At 56.0% G+C, this 17823-nt stretch carries 18 protein-coding genes, 1 tRNA gene and 2 pseudogenes; 9 read left to right on the forward strand and 12 right to left on the reverse strand.

Features of this window, described 5'->3' with window-relative positions:
• Nucleotides 1-4: 4 nt before the first annotated feature.
• Nucleotides 5-1243: an MFS transporter gene (locus NQH49_RS11400; RefSeq protein WP_256696692.1), complete on the reverse strand. Its 1239-nt coding sequence runs from the start codon at nt 1241-1243 to the stop codon at nt 5-7.
• Nucleotides 1244-1458: 215 nt separating this feature from the next.
• Here NQH49_RS11400 and NQH49_RS11405 point away from each other — a divergent pair, with 215 nt between their 5' ends.
• A complete protein-coding gene (locus tag NQH49_RS11405; RefSeq protein ID WP_256698421.1) occupies nt 1459-1848 on the forward strand; it encodes a cupin domain-containing protein in 390 nt (129 codons plus the stop codon).
• On the opposite strand, the gene NQH49_RS11410 is transcribed toward NQH49_RS11405, so the two are convergent.
• Complete coding sequence (locus NQH49_RS11410) at nt 1845-2519, reverse strand: GntR family transcriptional regulator (RefSeq protein ID WP_008107597.1); 675 nt, start codon at nt 2517-2519, stop codon at nt 1845-1847. The genes NQH49_RS11405 and NQH49_RS11410 overlap by 4 nt on opposite strands.
• 115 nt (nt 2520-2634) lie before the next feature.
• Here NQH49_RS11410 and NQH49_RS11415 point away from each other — a divergent pair, with 115 nt between their 5' ends.
• The 4 genes from NQH49_RS11415 to NQH49_RS11430 are packed head-to-tail and all read left to right on the forward strand — an operon-like array spanning nt 2635 to nt 6611.
• Nucleotides 2635-3315 (forward strand): DUF2848 domain-containing protein, encoded by a 681-nt coding sequence (locus NQH49_RS11415; protein WP_256696693.1) that lies wholly within the window; start codon nt 2635-2637, stop codon nt 3313-3315.
• Between the two features lie 8 nt (nt 3316-3323).
• Nucleotides 3324-4667 (forward strand): amidase, encoded by a 1344-nt coding sequence (locus NQH49_RS11420; RefSeq protein ID WP_256696694.1) that lies wholly within the window; start codon nt 3324-3326, stop codon nt 4665-4667.
• A 2-nt stretch (nt 4668-4669) separates the two neighbouring features.
• Nucleotides 4670-5305: a DUF4286 family protein gene (locus tag NQH49_RS11425; RefSeq protein ID WP_256696695.1), complete on the forward strand. Its 636-nt coding sequence runs from the start codon at nt 4670-4672 to the stop codon at nt 5303-5305.
• On the forward strand, nt 5298-6611 hold the full coding sequence (locus NQH49_RS11430) for an MFS transporter (RefSeq protein ID WP_222233300.1): 1314 nt from the start codon (nt 5298-5300) through the stop codon (nt 6609-6611). Before NQH49_RS11425 ends, NQH49_RS11430 begins: the two co-directional genes overlap by 8 nt.
• 74 nt (nt 6612-6685) lie before the next feature.
• Here NQH49_RS11430 and NQH49_RS11435 read toward each other — a convergent pair whose 3' ends face one another.
• Together NQH49_RS11435 and NQH49_RS11440 are read right to left on the reverse strand one after the other, a co-directional pair.
• Complete coding sequence (locus NQH49_RS11435) at nt 6686-6889, reverse strand: hypothetical protein (RefSeq protein WP_101764092.1); 204 nt, start codon at nt 6887-6889, stop codon at nt 6686-6688.
• Nucleotides 6890-6950: 61 nt separating this feature from the next.
• Nucleotides 6951-7568 (reverse strand): TetR/AcrR family transcriptional regulator, encoded by a 618-nt coding sequence (locus NQH49_RS11440; RefSeq protein WP_372340033.1) that lies wholly within the window; start codon nt 7566-7568, stop codon nt 6951-6953.
• A 297-nt stretch (nt 7569-7865) separates the two neighbouring features.
• Here NQH49_RS11440 and NQH49_RS11445 point away from each other — a divergent pair, with 297 nt between their 5' ends.
• Nucleotides 7866-8075 carry a CsbD family protein gene (locus NQH49_RS11445; protein ID WP_008107582.1) on the forward strand — a complete coding sequence of 70 codons (210 nt, stop codon included), beginning with the start codon at nt 7866-7868 and terminating at the stop codon, nt 8073-8075.
• A gap of 43 nt (nt 8076-8118) precedes the next feature.
• Here the strand turns inward: NQH49_RS11445 and NQH49_RS11450 are convergent, their stop codons facing one another.
• The 5 genes and pseudogenes from NQH49_RS11450 to NQH49_RS11470 all read right to left on the reverse strand — a co-directional run bounded on the left by NQH49_RS11450 (nt 8119) and on the right by NQH49_RS11470 (nt 11877).
• Entirely contained in the window at nt 8119-8397 is a 279-nt protein-coding gene (locus tag NQH49_RS11450) for a hypothetical protein (RefSeq protein ID WP_256696697.1), read from the reverse strand.
• A gap of 195 nt (nt 8398-8592) precedes the next feature.
• Nucleotides 8593-9036: pseudogene (locus tag NQH49_RS11455) on the reverse strand (aldo/keto reductase); the annotation flags it as partial.
• Nucleotides 9037-9154: 118 nt separating this feature from the next.
• Complete coding sequence (locus NQH49_RS11460; protein WP_305961185.1) at nt 9155-9973, reverse strand: alpha/beta hydrolase; 819 nt, start codon at nt 9971-9973, stop codon at nt 9155-9157.
• A 29-nt stretch (nt 9974-10002) separates the two neighbouring features.
• Nucleotides 10003-10647, reverse strand: a pseudogene (locus NQH49_RS11465) (carboxymuconolactone decarboxylase family protein); the annotation flags it as partial.
• Between the two features lie 18 nt (nt 10648-10665).
• The gene (locus NQH49_RS11470; RefSeq protein WP_256696700.1) at nt 10666-11877 is read right to left on the reverse strand and encodes a multidrug effflux MFS transporter; all 1212 of its coding nucleotides are present in this window, start codon (nt 11875-11877) and stop codon (nt 10666-10668) included.
• A 194-nt stretch (nt 11878-12071) separates the two neighbouring features.
• Between NQH49_RS11470 and NQH49_RS11475 the strand changes: the two genes are divergently transcribed.
• Together NQH49_RS11475 and gap are read left to right on the forward strand one after the other, a co-directional pair.
• Nucleotides 12072-13052, forward strand: coding sequence for a GlxA family transcriptional regulator (locus tag NQH49_RS11475; RefSeq protein ID WP_256696701.1), 981 nt, complete (start codon nt 12072-12074; stop codon nt 13050-13052).
• Nucleotides 13053-13130: 78 nt separating this feature from the next.
• Entirely contained in the window at nt 13131-14141 is a 1011-nt protein-coding gene (gap, locus tag NQH49_RS11480; RefSeq protein WP_256696702.1) for a type I glyceraldehyde-3-phosphate dehydrogenase, read from the forward strand.
• Nucleotides 14142-14184: 43 nt separating this feature from the next.
• Here gap and phoA read toward each other — a convergent pair whose 3' ends face one another.
• Nucleotides 14185-15591, reverse strand: coding sequence for an alkaline phosphatase (phoA, locus tag NQH49_RS11485; protein ID WP_256696703.1), 1407 nt, complete (start codon nt 15589-15591; stop codon nt 14185-14187).
• 244 nt (nt 15592-15835) lie between these two features.
• Here phoA and NQH49_RS11490 point away from each other — a divergent pair.
• A tRNA-Ser gene (locus NQH49_RS11490) sits at nt 15836-15923 on the forward strand.
• Between the two features lie 78 nt (nt 15924-16001).
• Here the strand turns inward: NQH49_RS11490 and NQH49_RS11495 are convergent.
• Together NQH49_RS11495 and tssE are read right to left on the reverse strand one after the other, a co-directional pair.
• Entirely contained in the window at nt 16002-17345 is a 1344-nt protein-coding gene (locus NQH49_RS11495) for a VasL domain-containing protein (protein WP_256696704.1), read from the reverse strand.
• 36 nt (nt 17346-17381) lie between these two features.
• The gene (gene tssE, locus NQH49_RS11500) at nt 17382-17822 is read right to left on the reverse strand and encodes a type VI secretion system baseplate subunit TssE (protein ID WP_061718496.1); all 441 of its coding nucleotides are present in this window, start codon (nt 17820-17822) and stop codon (nt 17382-17384) included.
• Between the last annotated feature and the right edge of the window lies 1 nt (nt 17823).

A 17823-nucleotide genomic window follows, 5' to 3' on the forward strand; every position in this document is an offset into this window, starting at 1 on the left:
TCAATCAAACCTCTTCATCCCGGTATTTAAAGGAGAAGAGGAAAAGAACGGCGATCGCTGCCGCCGCAATCGCGGGGATCCACCAGAATGTTGCCCAGTTTTGCGCCGAGCCTTGTCCGGCAATCAGGCGGTTGTAGAGTGCGCCGGAAATCTGCGAGCCCAGCAACATGCCGATACCGTAGGTGAACATCACCACCATGCTTTGCGCCTGCCCTTTCACTTTTTCCCCCGCGATACGGTCGGTGTAGATAAAGCCCACCACGAAAAAGAAGTCGTAACAGACACCGTGCAGCAGAATGCCCATGTAGATCAGTGCGCGGCTTTCATCGTTCATCCCCGTGGCGAACAGCGCGTAACGCACAAACCACGCCACCATGCCGACCAGCAACATGTATTTGACGCCGAGACGGCGGAACAGCAGCGGGATCACCAGCATGAAGAAGATTTCCGACATCTGACCAAAAGACATCGCGGTACTGACGTTACTCACGCCCGCATCCGCCAGCCAGGACGCGGTGTAGGCGTAATAGGTGCCGAGCGGGATGGAGATCAAGGTGGCGCAGAGCGCAAAGACGAAGAAGTGGCGAATTTTCAGCAGCGCGAAGGCATCCGCGCAGAACAGATCGCGCACTTTTAGCGGCATGCCTTTCGCCGGTGCAGGCGTATGCGGCAGCGTCAGGCTGTAGATCGCTAACGCCACGGAACAAATTGCGGCCAGGGTGAAAATCCCGGTGCTGGATGCAATGCCGGTGACACCAATAAAGATGCCCGCCACAATCCAGCCAATGGTGCCAAACACCCGTACTACCGGAAAACTTTTGTCGCTGCTGGCCAGGCTGTGAAAGGCGATGTTGTTGGAGAGCGCCAGCGTCGGCATAAAACAGAGCGTGTAGCCAAACAGCAATCCGATCAGCAGCGCACCGTTTTCGGCCACCAGCGCGGCCGGGACAAACCATAAGATCACCGCGCCCGCCAGGTTCATCACCGCCATCACCTTCTGCGAAGGAAAGAAGCGGTCAACCAACATGCCCAATACAAACGGCGACAGAATTGAGGCGATCGGCCCCGCCGAAAAGGCGTCACCAATCAGTAATGACATGTTGTGTTGCGTCATCACCAGCCCGAGCGTAACGGACCAACTTCCCCAAATGAAAAACTGCATGAACATCATTAACGACAAGCGGGGAATCAGCAGACGCTGCTGCCTCACCGCGATTTCAGAACCTGTAGTTGTCGAAACCATGCTGACCTCACGCCGAAAAAGAAATCGATTACATTCCACAGAAGGACATAAAGTAATCGATTACTTTAAGCCGTTCTCGGTGACCGATCACAATTCTTTTACAAGCGTCTTGCCCTTGATCGATAGACTTGTATTGGAAGTGAGCGTGCGCGCAGCCTTGCAGATTTGCACTATCCTGTGCGGGAGAGATTTTAATGACTATTCAGGGGAACAAGATGAAAGGTGCCGATAACGAGCATGAAAACAGTGCGGAAACGCTGCTGCAAAGCGGGCAAGCATGGAACGGCCAGCATATTGAACACTATCCCGCCGGTAAGCCCGAGATCACCGTGATGAAAATGACCATTCCTGCGCATTCCGAGCTGCCGTGGCATACGCATCCGATACCTAACACAGCCTATATTTTATCCGGCTCGCTCACCATCGAGGACAAAGCCAGCGGCGAGACTAAAACCTTTAATGCAGGCGAAGCCTTTAATGAATCCATCGACATTGCCCATCGCGGCTTCACCACCGACCAGCCTGCCGAGCTGATCATTTTCTATGCCGGGGTTGCAGGCATGGATCTTTCCATTCCGCTGCCGGGTGAAGAAGCGGAATATTAATTATTCAGCAGCGCCTGCTTAAACGAATAGATATGCACCCGCGCCGCCTCTTCTGCCTGTTCGGCATTTCCCTGCTCCAGCGCGGCAATGATCGCTTCGTGTTCGGCGATCACTTCGTTCATGTGCGCAGCGCTGGAAAGCGTGGTGGCCCAGAAACGCTGTGCCTGCGCGTGGATGATGCTGAGAATATCGGCCAGACGACCATTGGCGGCGATATCCGCCAGCACCTGATGAAATTCGCGGTCCAGCAGCATCATCTGTTCGCGATCGCGTGAAGCGCTGGCATGAGCAATGCGCTGATTCATCTCCCGCAAATAGGCGATCTGCGCCGCATTGACCCGCTGCGAGGCCAGCCGCAAGCACAGCGCCTCATTCACCAAACGCACCTCAATTAACTCCAGCGCATCGTCAATCGACAGCGGCGATACCATCACGCCCTTGCGCGGGATGATCTGCAACAGCCCTTCCGTCTCCAGCCGATGCACCGCCTGATTCACCGGCGTTCTGCCCATCTCAAGATCATCCATCACCTGCGCGATATTGAGATAGTCGCCCGGTTTATAGCGCAGCGTGATCAGCCGGTGCTTGAACGCCAGATAGGCGCGCTCATTAAGCGAAATGCTCTTCGGTGTCGTCGGCGAGCTCACATTTTCAGCCATCACATTACTCATCGCGCAAATCCTTATTAGGTAACTGAGACATATTACACAAAAACCTGGCATGAAAATGGCTAGATTGAAATCACAGTGAAATTTCACACGCATTTCTCAACTGGAGATCTATCCCATGCAATTACGGTTTACGACAGATTACGCCGATGCGGCACTGCTGGATGTTGAGGTAAATCAATTTGTTATCGCGGGCTGGGTTGGACGCGATCAGGAAGCGGTGCTGCACCATATCAGGGAGCTCGAAGCGCTCGGCGTGCCCGCTCCTGGTGCAGTGCCGCTGTTTTACCGTGTCGCGACCAATCAATTAAGTCAGCAAACGCAGCTGGAAGTGGTCGGCGATCAAACATCCGGTGAAGCCGAACCCTTTGTGTTTTTCCATCGCGGCGAATATTGGGTTTCGCTGATTTCCGATCACACCGATCGTCATCTGGAAACCTTCAGCGTGGCGCTATCGAAACAGGCGTGCATCAAACCGGTTGCCGGTCACGCGTGGCGCATGTCCGAAGTCAAAGCGCACTGGGATCAACTGGAGCTGCGTGCCTGGATCAACGTCAACGGAGACTGGGTAACTTATCAGCAAGGCGCCCTCGCCTCTTTGCTGACACCACTTGATCTGCTAAGCCGCTATTTTTCCACGGGCCAGGTCGCGGAGGGTTTTGCCATGTCGTGCGGCACGCTCAGCGCTATCGGCGGGATTCGTCCTGCGAGTGAATTCCGCATGGCGCTGCACGATCCGGTGCTGAACCGCACGCTAGAACACACCTATATCACTGGCTCGCTGCCGGTTATCGCCTGAGGTTTCCTATGACAACGTTATGGCAAGCGAGCCAGCAGCTGCTCGCCGGGCAAATCAGCCCTGAAACCCTGACCCAGGATGCGCTGCGTGCCATCGCAGCGGAAAGCGGAGAAGGCAAGCGCGTCTTCACTAAGGTGTATTCCGATGCTGCACGTCAGCAAGCGGCACAAGCCAGCGCGCGCTGGCAGCAGCAACCGCCGCGCAGCGCGATTGATGGTCTGCCTATCAGCATCAAAGATCTGTTCGATGTCGCCGGAGAAGTGACCACTGCCGGTTCCCGCTTGCTGAGCAACGCCAGTGTAGCCACGGCGAATGCCAGCTTAGTTGATCGGCTGCAGCAGGCCGGTGCCGCCATCGTTGGCAAAACCAATATGAGCGAATTCGCCTTCACTGGCCTCGGCGTCAATCCGCATTACGGTACGCCCGCCAATCCGTGGCAGCGCGCTCAGCAGCGCATTCCTGGCGGTTCCTCTTCCGGTGCGGCGGTGGCGGTGAGCGATGGCATGTGCCTGGCGGCGGTCGGTACCGATACCGGCGGTTCGGTGCGCATTCCAGCGGCGCTGTGCGGCTTAACCGGTTTCAAACCCAGCGCCAGCCGCATTGATCAACGCGGAACGCTGCCGCTGGCGGCTTCGCTCGACAGCATCGGCGTGATCGCCCACGACGTGCGCAGCTGCTGGCTGCTCGATAGCGTGATCGCCGATCAACCGCTGCAGATCGATGAGCGGAATCTGTCGGAGGCGCATTTCGTGATTCCGCAGACGCGGGTGCTGGCTGGCCTTGATGAACACGTCAGCGCCGCCTGGCTGCATGCGCTTGATGTGCTGCGCGCGCAGGGCGTGAAAATCACCGAGCTGCCGCTGCAAGAGCTGGCGGAACTCGACACCATCAACGCGCGCGGCGGCATTACCGCGTGGGAAGCCTGGCAATGGCATCAGCATTACGCCCAATCTCAGCCGGAAGCTTACGATCCGCAGGTTCTGACGCGCATTCAACGCGGCAGTTTGCTGAATGGAGAGGATGCCGCCGAACTTTACCAGCTGCGCGCCAACTGGAAACAGCGCGTCGAGCAGGCGGTCGCGCCCTTCGACAGCATATTGATGCCAACGGTGCCGCTGATTGCGCCGACGCTGGCCGAGCTCGAGGATCCCGCGCGTTATATGCAGGTCAATCTGCTGATGCTGCGCAACACCAGCGTGATCAACATGCTGGATGGCTGTTCAATTTCTCTGCCTTGTCATCAGCCCGGCGCTGCGCCGGTTGGCCTGATGCTCTCTTCCTCCCATGGCAACGATGCTGCATTACTCAGCTGGGCTGCCGCGATTGAAACCACCCTGAAACGGAGTAGCTGATCATGACTCAACCCCACGGCATGCTGTTTGTCGCCACCAATATCGATGCTGCAGATGAAGCGGATTTCAACCAATGGTACGACCACGAACACGTTGAAGAGCGCGTGGCGATCAGCGGCTTTCTTAGCGGTACGCGTTATCAGGCGGTGAATGCCGAACGCAAATACCTCGGCCTGTACGAAACCACATCGCTGGAAGCCTTTACCAGCGCGGATTATCACGCCGCCTTCACAAGCCAGACCGCATGGTCGGTGAAGAATCTCAACAAGATGGTCAATCCGATGCGCCGCGTCTGCACCATCTCCCATCAGCATGGACAAGGCACTGGCAGCCATCTGGCGGTGCTGACGTTGAAAGCCGGTACAGATGTTGCATCGCTGGGCAACTGGCAAAGCAGCGTGCAGCACACGCCGGGCTACATCGCCTCACGTTTGCTGACGCCTGACACCACGCTGAGCTCGCCGCTGCCACGTGAAACCAGCGCAACGCGACCGATGCATCCGATGCTGCTGCTGATCTGCCGCGACGCGCAGGTGTGTAAAACCCTCGCCGCCGACGCCGCGCAGGCGCTTAACGTGGATGTACAGCTCTACTCCCTCAGCTGGCAGTTAACCAAACAGGAGATGGCTCATGGCTAATACCGACTCAACGTTGCCGCACGCTTCCGGCGCGCGCGCCAGCCACAGCAAAACAGGTCGCCTCGCGGCGGCCAGCTCCATTGGAACCGCGCTGGAGTGGTATGACTTCACGGTCTACAACATCATGGCGGCGCTGGTGTTTAACCACGTATTTTTCCCCAGCTTCGATCCGCTGGTCGGCACGATTCTGGCGTTTTCCACCTATGCGGTCGGCTACATCTCCCGTCCGGTGGGCGGCTTTATCTTTGGTCATCTCGGTGATGTCGCCGGGCGTAAAGCGGTATTAATCACCACATTAGTGATTATGGGCGTCACCACCGCGCTGATGGGCCTGCTGCCCGGCTATGCGGTGTGGGGCATCTGGAGTCCGGTGCTGTTGGTGGCCTTGCGCTTTATTCAGGGCATTGCATTAGGCGGTGAGTGGGCCGGTGCGGTGTTGCTGTCGATGGAGCATGGCGATGCCAACAAGCGTGGCCGTAACGCCTCGTTTGCGCAGGTGGGGCCATCGTGCGGGACCTTGATTGGCACCGGATTTATCACGCTGGTGACGGTGGCCTTGAGCGGCGAGCAGTTTCAGGAGTGGGGATGGCGCATTCCGTTCCTGCTGAGTCTGCTGCTGGTGATGTTTGGTTTATGGCTGCGTCGCGGCGTGGAAGAGACACCGACCTTTGTCGCGATGCAGCAGGCGGAGAAAACCACCCATACGCCGCTGAAAGAGGTGTTTGTGCGCTATCCGCGCGAGCTATTGATCGCGGGCGGTTCACGCATTGGCTCTGACGTGCTGTATGCGCTGGTGGTGGTATTCACTCTCACTTACGTCACCACTGTGCTGCAGCTGCCGCGTCCGCTGGCGTTGATGGCCACCATGCTCGGTGCGATCGGCAATGCGATCACGGTACCGATGTTTGGCGCGCTCTCCGACAAACTCGGCCGTCGCCCGGTTTACATTGCCGGTGCGCTACTGGCCATTGTCTGGTCGTTTGTGTTCTTTGTGCTGCTGGATAGCTCACAGCCGGTGCTGATCGTGCTGGCGGTGATTGGCGGCTTGCTGATTCATGCGGTGATGTACGGACCGCAGGCGGCGTTTGTCACCGAACAGTTCCCCAGCCATGTGCGCTACGCCGGATCGTCATTGGCTTATACGCTGGCGGGCATCATCGGCGGCGGCTTTGCGCCCTTGATCATTACAACCTTGTACAAAGAGATGGGCAGCACGCTGTGGGTATCGCTGTATGTCAGCCTGGCATTACTGATCACGCTATTTGCGCTGTGGAAGGCGAAAGAGACCGCGCATCGCCCGCTTTAATCAGAGAGGTGTTTGGCGAGGGATTGCCAGACTTCAGCAGAGGGGAACAACAAGGCGCGGCACGCGCGACCTTATTAGTGCAGTTTTTTCGCCAGGATACGAATGGCTTTCTCGCAGGCAACTTTGGTTTTGCTATCAGTGGAACGCAAACTCAGGCGATACAACGCGCCAATAAGTTCCTGAACGGTAAGCGCTTCATCAGGACGAAGGATACGTGTCACCACCCTTCCCACCAATGCGCGAATCTCTTCCGTAATATCTGAATCTTCGTCTTTCACTTGCCCTCCGGCTTTACGCTTCGCTTATTTAGGAAGTATCCGCCTCCTAATTAGACAAATTTTAGTCCAGCAGCTTCATTACTAACTTGATGGTCTCAGGTTCATCTTTTACATCCGTGATCTTGCCCACAACGCGCATGCCAAAGGCGATACAGAGGATCAATCCGGCGGCGGTATCGACATCCAGATTGGGCGTTACCGATCCATCTTCCTGGCCCTGCTTAAGTAACGAGGCAAGGAAGTTTTTATTGCGTATGACCGCTTCACTCACCAGTTGCGAGAGATCGTCATCCAGCACCTGTAGCTCCACTGCGCTGCCCACCACTAAACAGCCGGTGCGACCTTCCACCGCCCGCGCGGAATCGAGGTAAAACTGCAGCAGCTCGCTGAGCTTCTCGCGGCCCGTGGTGAACTGCGCCAGACGCTGACGCAGATCGGCATTGCGCACCGAAAGGTAGCGTTCAAACACCAGCAGAAACAGGCTGCGCTTGTCTTTGAAAGCCTTATAAATGCTGCCCGCCGTCAGCCCCATCGCCTCGCCCAAATCGTTCAATGAAGCGGCATGAAACCCCTTTTGACGAAAAACGATCATGGCTTTGTCCAGAGCCTGTTCGATATCGAACTCTCTTGGGCGGCCACGCTCTCTGCTTTTCGTGTCGATGGTTGGCGTTTTGCTCATAGCGGATGGCATTGGGTAATGCGGATTTCCAAAATTTGACGGAAATGTCTTATCGGCGGTTACTATATCGCAACAAACCATTGCCTGTATAGCCAGGTAAACATAACGCCTTTTAGAGCAATGAGTTAGCTTGTAAAGCCTGACTTTATCACCGCTCCACCTCACGCAATTTCAAATCTTCGAGTTAGCTCACAGCCCTGCCAGGCAAATCGCAAATCCTGTGCCAGGATTAATTCACCCGCTGGCATCAGGCCAGCAAAGGGGAGCACACAGTAACCACTAACCAGGGAGTTCGACATGAACGAAGATCGTATTAGCGGCAACTGGAAGCAGTTCAAAGGGAAAGTGAAGGAAAAATGGGGCGACCTGACTGATGATGATATGACCGTGGTCGAGGGAAAACGCGATCAGCTGGTCGGTAAAATCCAGGAACGCTACGGTTATGAAAAAGACCGTGCGGAGAAAGAAGTCAAAGAGTGGGAAGATTCGAATAAGTTCCACTGGTAAATCCTGACGTTATGCCGGACAACCCGTGTCCGGCATGCAACCATCAGTGCTTGGTGGAGTCATCCGCCGCGACGTTTTTAGCCCTAAAGCTCATCACGTTCTCTTCAGATTTCTCAGCGTTGTTGGCTGTGCTGCTGCTCTTCACCAAATCTAAAGCCAGTCGGGCGACTCGCACATCTTCCGCCGTGTCACCGGCATGAATCATCTTCTCTAATTGCGCGAGCAGCGTGGTGCGCGAGACCGGTGCATCCTGATTAAATAATTCAAGCACGGCATCACCAATCGCAATGTCGCATAGCTGTTTATCATTACTGTTTTTCATGGGCTCTCTGTAACCGTCTAAACCAATCCTGGCCGGAGGATCCTGACGTGGCTGAGCATACCCATTGAGAAAAAAACGTCAAATATAAAAAAATGTCGATGCAATCGAAAATGCATCGACATGAAGCGCCAGGCATTAAACGTCGAGTTTGCGGCCTGTCAGCCACTCCACCATCGCGGGATCGCGGTGCGAGAAGAAGGCGATGAGATCCGCCAGACGATCTGGCTGGAAGTTGCTGACACCAATCGCTTTGATCTTACCCGCCTGCTGCAACTCTTCCATCGCACGCCAAGCGCCGTGCATATCGCCGTACGGCTGGTGAATCAGATAGAGATCGACATAATCCATCTGCAAGCGATTGAGTGAGCGCTCAAACTGCGCCTTGGCACCTTCATAATTCGTGTCCTGCAGCCACAATTTGGTAGTGACGAACAGCTCATCGCGCGCGATGCCGCTCTGCTTAAGGGCATTGCCCACCTGAGTTTCGTTTTGGTAGGAGGCGGCGGTATCGATCAGGCGATAACCAGTTTCAATGGCGTCGATTACCGCGCGCTCGCACTCGGCGGCATCGGTCATCTGAAACACACCAAAGCCCAGCAGAGGCATATCGAGGCCGTTATTGAGTTTTACAGTGTGCATGGCGTTATCCTTTTGAGAGTTTCCAAAAGCATAACGCCAGCGCATTGATTTGGTCAGACCCGGTAATCAGCTAGGGTTTATTAGTTGTATTCATCAATCCATAAACCCTGCCGTTGAGCTATTGCAGATGCTTCTGCTGCAAAAAATGGCTGACCTGATCGGCGATCTGTACGTTATTCAGGTCGGAGAACGGGAAATGGGTGTTGCCTTTAATGCCGATTTCCGGCAGGTGAATTACCTGCACATCGCCACCGTGTTTATTCACCACATCTCGCCACTGGCGCGCCATCGCCAGCCTTACGCGCCAGCTGTCCTGCGAATGGGTAAACAGAATAGCGGGACCGCTTTTATCGACCACGGCGGAGAGCGCATCCGAAATCACATTGACGTCAAACGACCCGGTATTGGGCGTCATCTGGCGGAAGTATTGGTTCAGCGCCTCTTTGTCCTGTGAGAACTGCACGCCTTTGAAGAAGTTGGGCCACACGCCGAGACGGAACTGATTGAACCACAGCTGCTCATCCGGTTTCGGCGTTAGCGTGCTCTCCACCGTACTGCGACCGGCGCTACCGCGACGCGGCTGATCAACCAGATAGGTGGCAAATCCGCGCCGCAGAAAGAGGTTCTGGAAGCCTTCGCGGCCATCCGGCGTGCTTTCCCAGGTGCGGGAAAACTGCCCGGCGCCGTGCAGCATCACGATGGGATATTTATGCGCATGCGGTGGAATTTGATAAAACACCGCCGCGTGATCGCCATGATAAGTCTGGCCTGCGGCATCCAGCGGCTTTTTGGCATCGAACTGCCCTGGCGCGGTTATCACCGTGCCGCCCGCCGCAAAACTACCTTGTTCCTGAATCACTAAAGGTTCCGCCTGTGCGGCGGCGATAAAGCTGGTCGCCAGCAGACAGATGCTCCAGATTTTAAGCGTATTTTTCAACAATCTTTCCTCTCTAATCAACAGCTAACCTAGATTGCCAGCAATGCGCATTCCGCGCGTTCCGCCGCCTCAACTTCCCCATTAGCGCGCAACACCTCCGCCAGCTGCTGCAACTGGCCGCGCGTGATCCCTACGCGCAAGCTGGCGCGCGTATGTGACAGCAGCTGCGATTCTGCGCCCGGCGTGGCGGCCAATGCGCCGACTGTCGCCAGCTCGCGGCTTTGCCAGTCAAGGTTGTCACGGGCAAAAATATCGCCAAACAGATGGGTTTGCAGGAACTGGTTGATCACCGGTGCGAAGTCGAAAAGTGGTCCTTGCACCGGCGCGCCAGAAATTTTGGTCTGGTTATCGGTGCCCAGCTGACGCAGCGCATCGCCCACCGGAACCGGCTGCACCGGCTCTTTGCCCACTTCATCCCTGATACCGCGCTGCTTGCGCGCTTCCGTGACTTTCATCAGCGCGCTCAGGGCGTTGAGACTGCGCGGAAAACCGGTGTAGGCATACAGCTGCACGAGGATCTCTTTGGCTTCGTTTACCGTCAATCCGGCGTCCAGCCCCTGATTAAGTGCGCCATCCAGTTTTTCCATATTGCTGGTTGCCATAAACGCCGCCATCAGCGGAATGGCTTGTTGACGTGCCGAGAGCGTCTCGGGCTGCATTGTTGATGTATTCATATGAAGGTTTTCCTCGTTTCAGTGGTGCGACTTTGCCGTGGCGGCGGTGATCGCCATGACCGCACTCGCCACGGTAAACAGCGCGATAATCCAGCCCATGGTCCACGGCGTGCCGTCGCTTAACAGCGCCAGCAGCAACGATGAGATGATGCCGCTGCCGTATTGCAGCGAGCCAATCAGCGCCGAGGCGGAACCCGCCATATTCGGCACCGCATCCATCGCTGCCGCAGTTGAAGTGGCGGCGATGATGCCGTTCATCGAGAAGAATACGAACACCGAGAGAATGATCATCACGATGCCGCCGAACTGCAGTTTGCTGCAGAGCGCGAGGATCAGCGCCGCCACGGTGGCGGTTAACACCGCACACTTCAGCAGCGACTCAAGCGGATAGCGATGCACTAAACGTCGGTTGACCATGCTCACCGCCATCAAACCCACCACGTTGACCGCAAACAGCCAGCCATAGTGCTGCGCATCAATGCCGAAGTAAGAGATGTAGACAAAAGGCGAGCCGGTAATAAAGGCATAGGCCGCAACGTAATAGCACGCCACGCACAGGGTAAACCTCATGAAATGGCGATTTTTCAGCAGTGCGAAATAGTTGCGAAACGCGCCTGGCAGCGAGGCTTTCACCCGTTTCTCCGGCGGCAAGGTTTCCGGCAACCAGCAGATCAACATCAGCATCACGCCGCCGATAGCCGCTAAAAGCCAGAAGATGGCATGCCAGGATGTCACGCGGATCATCTGCCCGCCCAACAGCGGCCCGGCAATTGGCGCAATCGCCATAATTACCATCAGCGTCGAGAGCATCTGCGCAGCACGCGAGCGAGCAAACAGATCGCGAATCATGGCGCGCGCCAGCATCGGTCCGGTACAAGCGCCTAAAGCCTGGAACACACGCCAGAACACGATGTGGGTGATGTCAGTGGAGAGCGCACAACCCACTGAGCCGATGACAAACAGTGTCAGGCCAATAAACAGCGGCGTTTTACGGCCGAAGTGATCGCTCAACGGCCCCCAAATCAGCTGGGCAATACAGAAGCCAATGAGAAATCCGGTGATGGTGAGTTCCGCATCGCCGTGCAACTCGCGCGCCATGATCGGCATGGCGGGCAGATAGATATCCGTGGATAGCGAGGTGATCGCCATCAACGCACTCAGAATGAGAATAAACGGCAAACCGCGCGACTTGACGGTGAAGGATTGCGTACGCGTTGAGGCGTGACCCATGTTGAATTCCAGAGAGATCGAATTCCTCCATGTTAGCGGATGGTATTGTGAAGATAATGGCCTGAAATAGTATTGGGTCTATGAGGTTGATTCATTAATACGAGGTCGTCATAAATGGTGATCGGTTGTACATGGCGTTAATCCCTGCCTTATGAGACACTTGGCCTATTCCGTAAAAAAATCCATTTCACGCCATGAAAACCTTTCTGATTATTGTGCCCGACGGCGGCATGCTGTTTGAAGCGGCGGGTATCGCCGACATCCTGATGCGCGCCAATCAGCACCTTCCGGTTGGCGTTGACCAGCAACGCTATCGCGTCAGCCTCGCCACCACTCAATCGCATCAGGTGATCCACGGCCAATCCGGCCTCAATCTATTAGCCGACCTCAAACTGGCCGATCTCGATCCGCGCAGTGCGTGGGACACCATCATGATCACCGGACGCGGCGACAGCGCGGAAGAAGGCAATATGGTGGTCGATTTCATTAAGCTGGCGGCTCCGCAGGCGCGCCGCGTAGTGTCGGTGTGTGGCGGCGCGATGCTACTGGCGGAATCCGGCTTGCTGGCGGGTCGCCGCGCCACCACGCACTGGCGCTTGCTCGATACCTTGCAGTCGCGCTATCCCGAGATTCAGGTGGAAGGCGGCCCGCTGTTTATTCAGGACGGACCGATCTGGACCTCCGGCGGCGTCAGCTCGGGCTTTGATCTGACATTGGCGCTGGTGGAGGAGGATTTCGGCTTTAGCGTGGCGCGTGATATCGCGCAGGATATGGTGATGTATCTGCGTCGTCCCGGCGGACAGATGCAGTTCAGCCGTTTTCATCTGCAAACGCCGAGCGGCATTGGCCCGATCGCTGAACTGCAGCGCTGGATCCGCGCCAACCTCGCCGACGACCTGTCGGTGGAGAAGCTGGCGGAGCGCGTCGCCATGAGCCCGCGCAACTTTACCCGCGTGTTCACCCGTGAAACCGGCGCACCGCCCGCGCGCTATGTGGCCGAAGCGCGCCTCGCCGCCGCGCGTGAACAGCTGGAACAAAGCAACGACACGCTGGATCGCATCGCGCAACATACCGGCTTCGGCAGCAGCATCAATTTACGACGCAGCTTTGAGCGCCAGTTGCATCTCACGCCGGGCGAATATCGCCAACGCTTTCACTGCAGAAAATTGGCGTAAAGTGATCCTTTTTTGGCGTTTACGCCATCACACCATCGGCTTAGAGTGACTCCAGCATCCTCGGAAAAGGAGTCAATCATGACTAAGATCGGCATCAACGGCTTTGGCCGTATCGGACGTAACGTTTTTCGCGCAGCGCTGGGCAGCGATGATATTGAAATCGTCGCCATCAACGACCTCACCGACAGTAAAACCCTCGCGCATCTGTTGAAACACGATTCCCTGCTCGGCAGACTGCCGGCAGAAGTGGAAGCAGGCGAAGGCGAATTGCGCATTGATGGCAAAGCAGTGCGCGTGTTCAGCGAGCGCGATCCGGCGAATATTCGCTGGCGCGATGTCGGCGTGGATATCGTGATTGAAGCCACCGGCTTCTTCACCGAACGCGACAAAGCCGTTGTGCACATCACCAGCGGCGGTGCTAAGCGCGTGATTATCTCCGCGCCGGGCAAGAACGATGACCTGACGATTGTGCTGGGCGTGAACGATCAGCGTTACGATCCGCAGCAGCACTTTGTAGTGAGTAACGGCAGCTGCACCACTAACGGCTTAGCGCCTGCGGCGGCGGTGCTGCATCAAGCGTTTGGCATCGAGCACGGTTTAATGAATACCACGCATGCTTATACTAACAGCCAGGTGCTACACGACCAGCCAGAGAAAGATCTGCGCGGTGCGCGAGCGGCGGCGCTGTCGATTGTGCCTTATTCAAGCGGTGCGGCGAAGGCGCTCGGTCGGGTGATTCCGGAGCTGGACGGTCGATTGACTGGCTATTCCCTGCGCGTGCCGGTGCCGGTGGTTTCGATTGTTGATTTGACCGTGACGCTGAAACGCGATGTGACAGCAGAAGAGGTGAACGACGCCTTTAAAGCGGCGGCGGCAGAAGGTCCGCTGAAGGGGATTCTCGGATACAGCGATGAGCCGCTGGTATCGAGCGATTATCAGGGCGATGCCCGTTCATCGATTATCGATGGGCTTTCTACGCTGGTGATTGGCGGCAATCTGGTGAAGATCCTTGCCTGGTATGATAACGAATGGGGCTTCTCGAATCGTTTAGTGGATTTAGCGCGCTTGATGGCAAAACGCGGATTGTAAGCCAGGGTCGCCATTTATGGCGACCCTTCCAACAATAACGCCGTTACTTCAACCCCATCGCATTCTTCAGGGTAAAGAACAGATCGGTCTGATCGGTCAAGCCCACCACGTTTGCCGCATGCGGGCCATACGCCGCAATACGCACCTGCGAACCGGTGTGCTCTTGCGAATCCTCTTCTGAATTGCCGTAGCTGATGGTCATCACCGCACCATCTTTGGTGTTCACCGCCTGCGTCAGGCCCGGTGCTTTGGTGCCGTTTTCCACGATCTGGCTGCTGTGCGCGTGATCGGCGGTCACCACCACCAGCGTGTCGCCGTGCTCGCGCGCAAATGCCAGCGCCTGCTGCACCGCTTCATCCAGATCGACGGTTTCACCAATCTGACCGCATGGATTAGCCGCATGATCCTGCTTATCAATCGACGCGCCTTCTACCTGCAGGAAGAAGCCTTTCTCATTAGTGCTCAACAGATCGATAGCTTTTTTGGTCATCTGCGCCAGCGTTGGTACCGAAGCTGGACGCTCTTTATTCACTTCGCAGGTCACTACCGGCTTATCAATGTTGCCATGATAGCTGGCTTTCGGTCCCTGCCAGCGCACCGGCATATTGCCGTCGGCGAACAGGCCAAGCACCGGTTTATTCTGATCTGCCTGCTGAATGGCGTTCATGCCATCCAGATTATCAATCCACTGATAGCCCAGCGCTTGAGCCTGTTCGCGCAGGGTTTTGCCCTGATACTCGCCGGCTTTGGCGGTTTCGCCGAAGGATTTCGCGCCGCCGCCTAACGTAACGTCCGCACGGGTTTTCAGCATCTGCTCGGTAATCGATCCTTTACCGCCCTGCTCCAGCGCATTGGTTGGGCACAGCTCGCTGGTTTTCTCCGGGCCGTAGCATTTGCGCGAGGTAACGTGGGCGATCAGGGCCGCTGGCGTGGCGTCCTGCAGCTCAGCAGTGGAGACGTTGCCGGTGGCTTTACCGGCGGCTTTCGCCAGCTCAAGAATCGTTACCTGATCTTTGCCGTTCACGTCGACGCCTATCGCGCCGTTATAGGATTTGGTGCCGGTGGCCCACGCGGTGGCTGAGGCGGCGGAATCCGTCACGTAATTTGGCTTATGGGTTTTCTTGTCTAATGAATAGTGCGTGTATTGACCGGTAAGCGGCAACGCATCAAGACCGGGGAAGAAACCGCCTGCACCACGCGCCTGATTACGCGCGGCGGTGATTTCCGAATCTCCCATGCCGTCACCAATCAGCAGAATCACGTTTTTCGCGGTGCTATTGCTTAGTGAAGCTTTCAGCGCTTCGGTCTGGTCGCCGGTGAGACGACGCGCGCCGCCGTGTTCGGTGACATCACCGTTAGCGGCGCGGGAATATTGCGCATCTTCTGCCACTGCTGATGTCGCGATCAGCGAAGCCAGCAGCGTAACCGTAAAGAGAGGTATCTGTTTCATTTATAAGCATCCTTATCCATAGATATAACCAAATGTTTCCGCGGACAAGTCTGCGACAGTGCGGTGACATTTTTGTGACAGAAAGGGAATGATTTGATGACAGAATCACCATGATGAGCAGGCTAACGGCAATACGCTCAGAGCTTAAGCGAATAGAAAAAAAGGAGAAAATAGCACTTGACCCTTTTCAGCGATCTCCCTATAGTAGCGCCCCGTTGACCCAGCGCGGTTGACAAAAAAATGTGGTGAGGTGTCCGAGTGGCTGAAGGAGCACGCCTGGAAAGTGTGTATACGGCAACGTATCGGGGGTTCGAATCCCCCTCTCACCGCCATATTTTGAAAGAGAGTCTGAACTAACGTTCAGACTTTTTTTTTGCCTGTTTTCTGTAGACCGCAGATTTTGCTTAATCCTATTCTCTTGCTGATGTGACTAACTCTTGATACCTGGCGATAAGCTGCTTCAAGTGCGTTTCCGCTTGTGCTAATTGATGGGGTGGAACGTCACCATCTGATTGCTGCAACACCCGCAACTCCTCTTCCAGTGGCACCGTCCCGTTGAACGCCTGCGTCATATCATAGACTGCCGTTTTCAGTTCGCTCACCGTCAGATACTTTCCGCGCTTCTCGTCCAGTCCGTTCAGGCGCTGTGACAACATGTTGAGCTGCTCCATGCCCTGTTGCCATCCCTGCATCTTCTCAGCAGGCAGCGCTGCCGCTTTAAGTTGCTTGTGCCAGCGTGCACTCAACGTTTTAACCGCATCCGAATCAGGCAACAACAGATTGGCCTGCGTCACCAGTGCATTACCGTGCTGCAGATTCCAGTCCGGCGATACGCCCAGCAGCCAGCTCAGTTGCTGCTGCGTTTGCTCCAGCCATGCACCGTCGTTCAGCCATTCAGGTGGATTAGCCTGTAGTTCGGCAATCCTTTCCGGTGTAAGCGGCGCAGGAATTGGCGATATAGAAGTCAGCAATGCCTGCTGCAACGGTGATTCCTGCTCAGTATTTTGCTTAACGAAATAGTAAGCGGCGAAGATCAGCGACACACTCAGCAGCGTTGCGCCCACACCACTGATAAATGTCCGATGGCGCAGCCGCCTCACATCCGGTAGAGGCGCACCGGGAGCCGGCACATACACCCAACTGCTGGCTTCTGCATCCGCCAGCGCCAGCACGGGCTTCTCAAACGAAACCACTTCAGGCAGCGCTGAAACGGCGTCAGACGTTGAGATATCGCAGCGCTCCAGCATCACCACTGCATTGCGAATGCGGTCCAGTAGCGGATCAATCTGGCTAAGCTGACGCAGTTCAAGACGTTGCAGGTGATCGCCAGCTTCGCTAAGCAAACGCGCCGCCTGGCTGAGAGCCGTTGAGTCAGATTCGGTTATCGTTTGAGTACGCAGGAACTGCTGCAACCGACGGCTCAATCCAGACAACAGTTCCATACGTGAATGCGTCGGCAGCGGCCATAGCGTCGACCATTCACGGGTGACCAATGCTACCAGCACCGCTAGGCCTTCGGCCATCCCTGCCGTTCCTGCCACGTGAGAGCGAGAAAGTGTATACCAAACTGCACTTTGCAATTCGACGCCGTTTTGTTCGAACAGCGTCAGACTGAGCGCAGAGACGTGCGGCCAATCCACATCCGGACGCGCCGGATGCGTGAGTTTCTGCATTTCCTGACGCAGCGCGGCATATTCCGCTAACGCACGCGGATCGCCACCGGTTTTGACATAGCGAGGTTGAGATGAAGTCATTGCTGTGTTCCAAAAAGCCCTAATCAGGCTAAAAAGTTAAACAGATGCCCTGGCATCAAGGTATTGCTGTTGCTTCATGTGGCGGATCATCACGCGCCCTTCCGGCATAAATTCGGTGCCGAAGCGCACCAATCCGCCCTCTTTGAGTTCGGCATCAATGGCATACCGCAGCTCGCCGGGCATGCTCTGTTCCAGTAACACCACATCAATGCGCTTCAGGCGTGGCTCATATTTCAGCAGCACGCCGGAAAGTGTGTGCATCAACTGGTGTGCGGTGCCGGGCATGCCCTGCAGGATACGCGTCATATCGGGCAGGCCGTAATCCGGCAAATGTGCCAAAGCCCCGGCACGGCTGTTGAGAATGCGCTGCATATTGTCCAGCACAGATAAAATGACCTGATTCTCTTCACTGACGGCGTCGAGTTCGAGGTCACCTTCAAAGTTGCCATATAGAATGTCATAGAGTGAAGGCGTCATG

Source organism: Pantoea trifolii, from assembly GCF_024506435.1.
GTDB lineage: Bacteria > Pseudomonadota > Gammaproteobacteria > Enterobacterales > Enterobacteriaceae > Pantoea > Pantoea trifolii.

Excerpts from the sequence above, each read along its gene's own strand:
- NQH49_RS11495 (WP_256696704.1), bottom strand. The coding sequence starts at position 17,345 with ATGACTTCATCTCAACCTCGCTATGTCAAAACCGGTGGCGATCCGCGT.
- NQH49_RS11400 (WP_256696692.1), bottom strand. The coding sequence starts at position 1,243 with ATGGTTTCGACAACTACAGGTTCTGAAATCGCGGTGAGGCAGCAGCGT.
- NQH49_RS11445 (WP_008107582.1), top strand. The coding sequence starts at position 7,866 with ATGAACGAAGATCGTATTAGCGGCAACTGGAAGCAGTTCAAAGGGAAA.
- NQH49_RS11415 (WP_256696693.1), top strand. The coding sequence starts at position 2,635 with ATGCAATTACGGTTTACGACAGATTACGCCGATGCGGCACTGCTGGAT.
- tssE (WP_061718496.1), bottom strand. The coding sequence starts at position 17,822 with ATGACGCCTTCACTCTATGACATTCTATATGGCAACTTTGAAGGTGAC.
- NQH49_RS11475 (WP_256696701.1), top strand. The coding sequence starts at position 12,072 with ATGAAAACCTTTCTGATTATTGTGCCCGACGGCGGCATGCTGTTTGAA.
- NQH49_RS11410 (WP_008107597.1), bottom strand. The coding sequence starts at position 2,519 with ATGAGTAATGTGATGGCTGAAAATGTGAGCTCGCCGACGACACCGAAG.
- NQH49_RS11470 (WP_256696700.1), bottom strand. The coding sequence starts at position 11,877 with ATGGGTCACGCCTCAACGCGTACGCAATCCTTCACCGTCAAGTCGCGC.
- NQH49_RS11450 (WP_256696697.1), bottom strand. The coding sequence starts at position 8,397 with ATGAAAAACAGTAATGATAAACAGCTATGCGACATTGCGATTGGTGAT.
- phoA (WP_256696703.1), bottom strand. The coding sequence starts at position 15,591 with ATGAAACAGATACCTCTCTTTACGGTTACGCTGCTGGCTTCGCTGATC.
- gap (WP_256696702.1), top strand. The coding sequence starts at position 13,131 with ATGACTAAGATCGGCATCAACGGCTTTGGCCGTATCGGACGTAACGTT.
- NQH49_RS11420 (WP_256696694.1), top strand. The coding sequence starts at position 3,324 with ATGACAACGTTATGGCAAGCGAGCCAGCAGCTGCTCGCCGGGCAAATC.
- NQH49_RS11405 (WP_256698421.1), top strand. The coding sequence starts at position 1,459 with ATGAAAGGTGCCGATAACGAGCATGAAAACAGTGCGGAAACGCTGCTG.
- NQH49_RS11440 (WP_372340033.1), bottom strand. The coding sequence starts at position 7,568 with ATGAGCAAAACGCCAACCATCGACACGAAAAGCAGAGAGCGTGGCCGC.
- NQH49_RS11425 (WP_256696695.1), top strand. The coding sequence starts at position 4,670 with ATGACTCAACCCCACGGCATGCTGTTTGTCGCCACCAATATCGATGCT.
- NQH49_RS11430 (WP_222233300.1), top strand. The coding sequence starts at position 5,298 with ATGGCTAATACCGACTCAACGTTGCCGCACGCTTCCGGCGCGCGCGCC.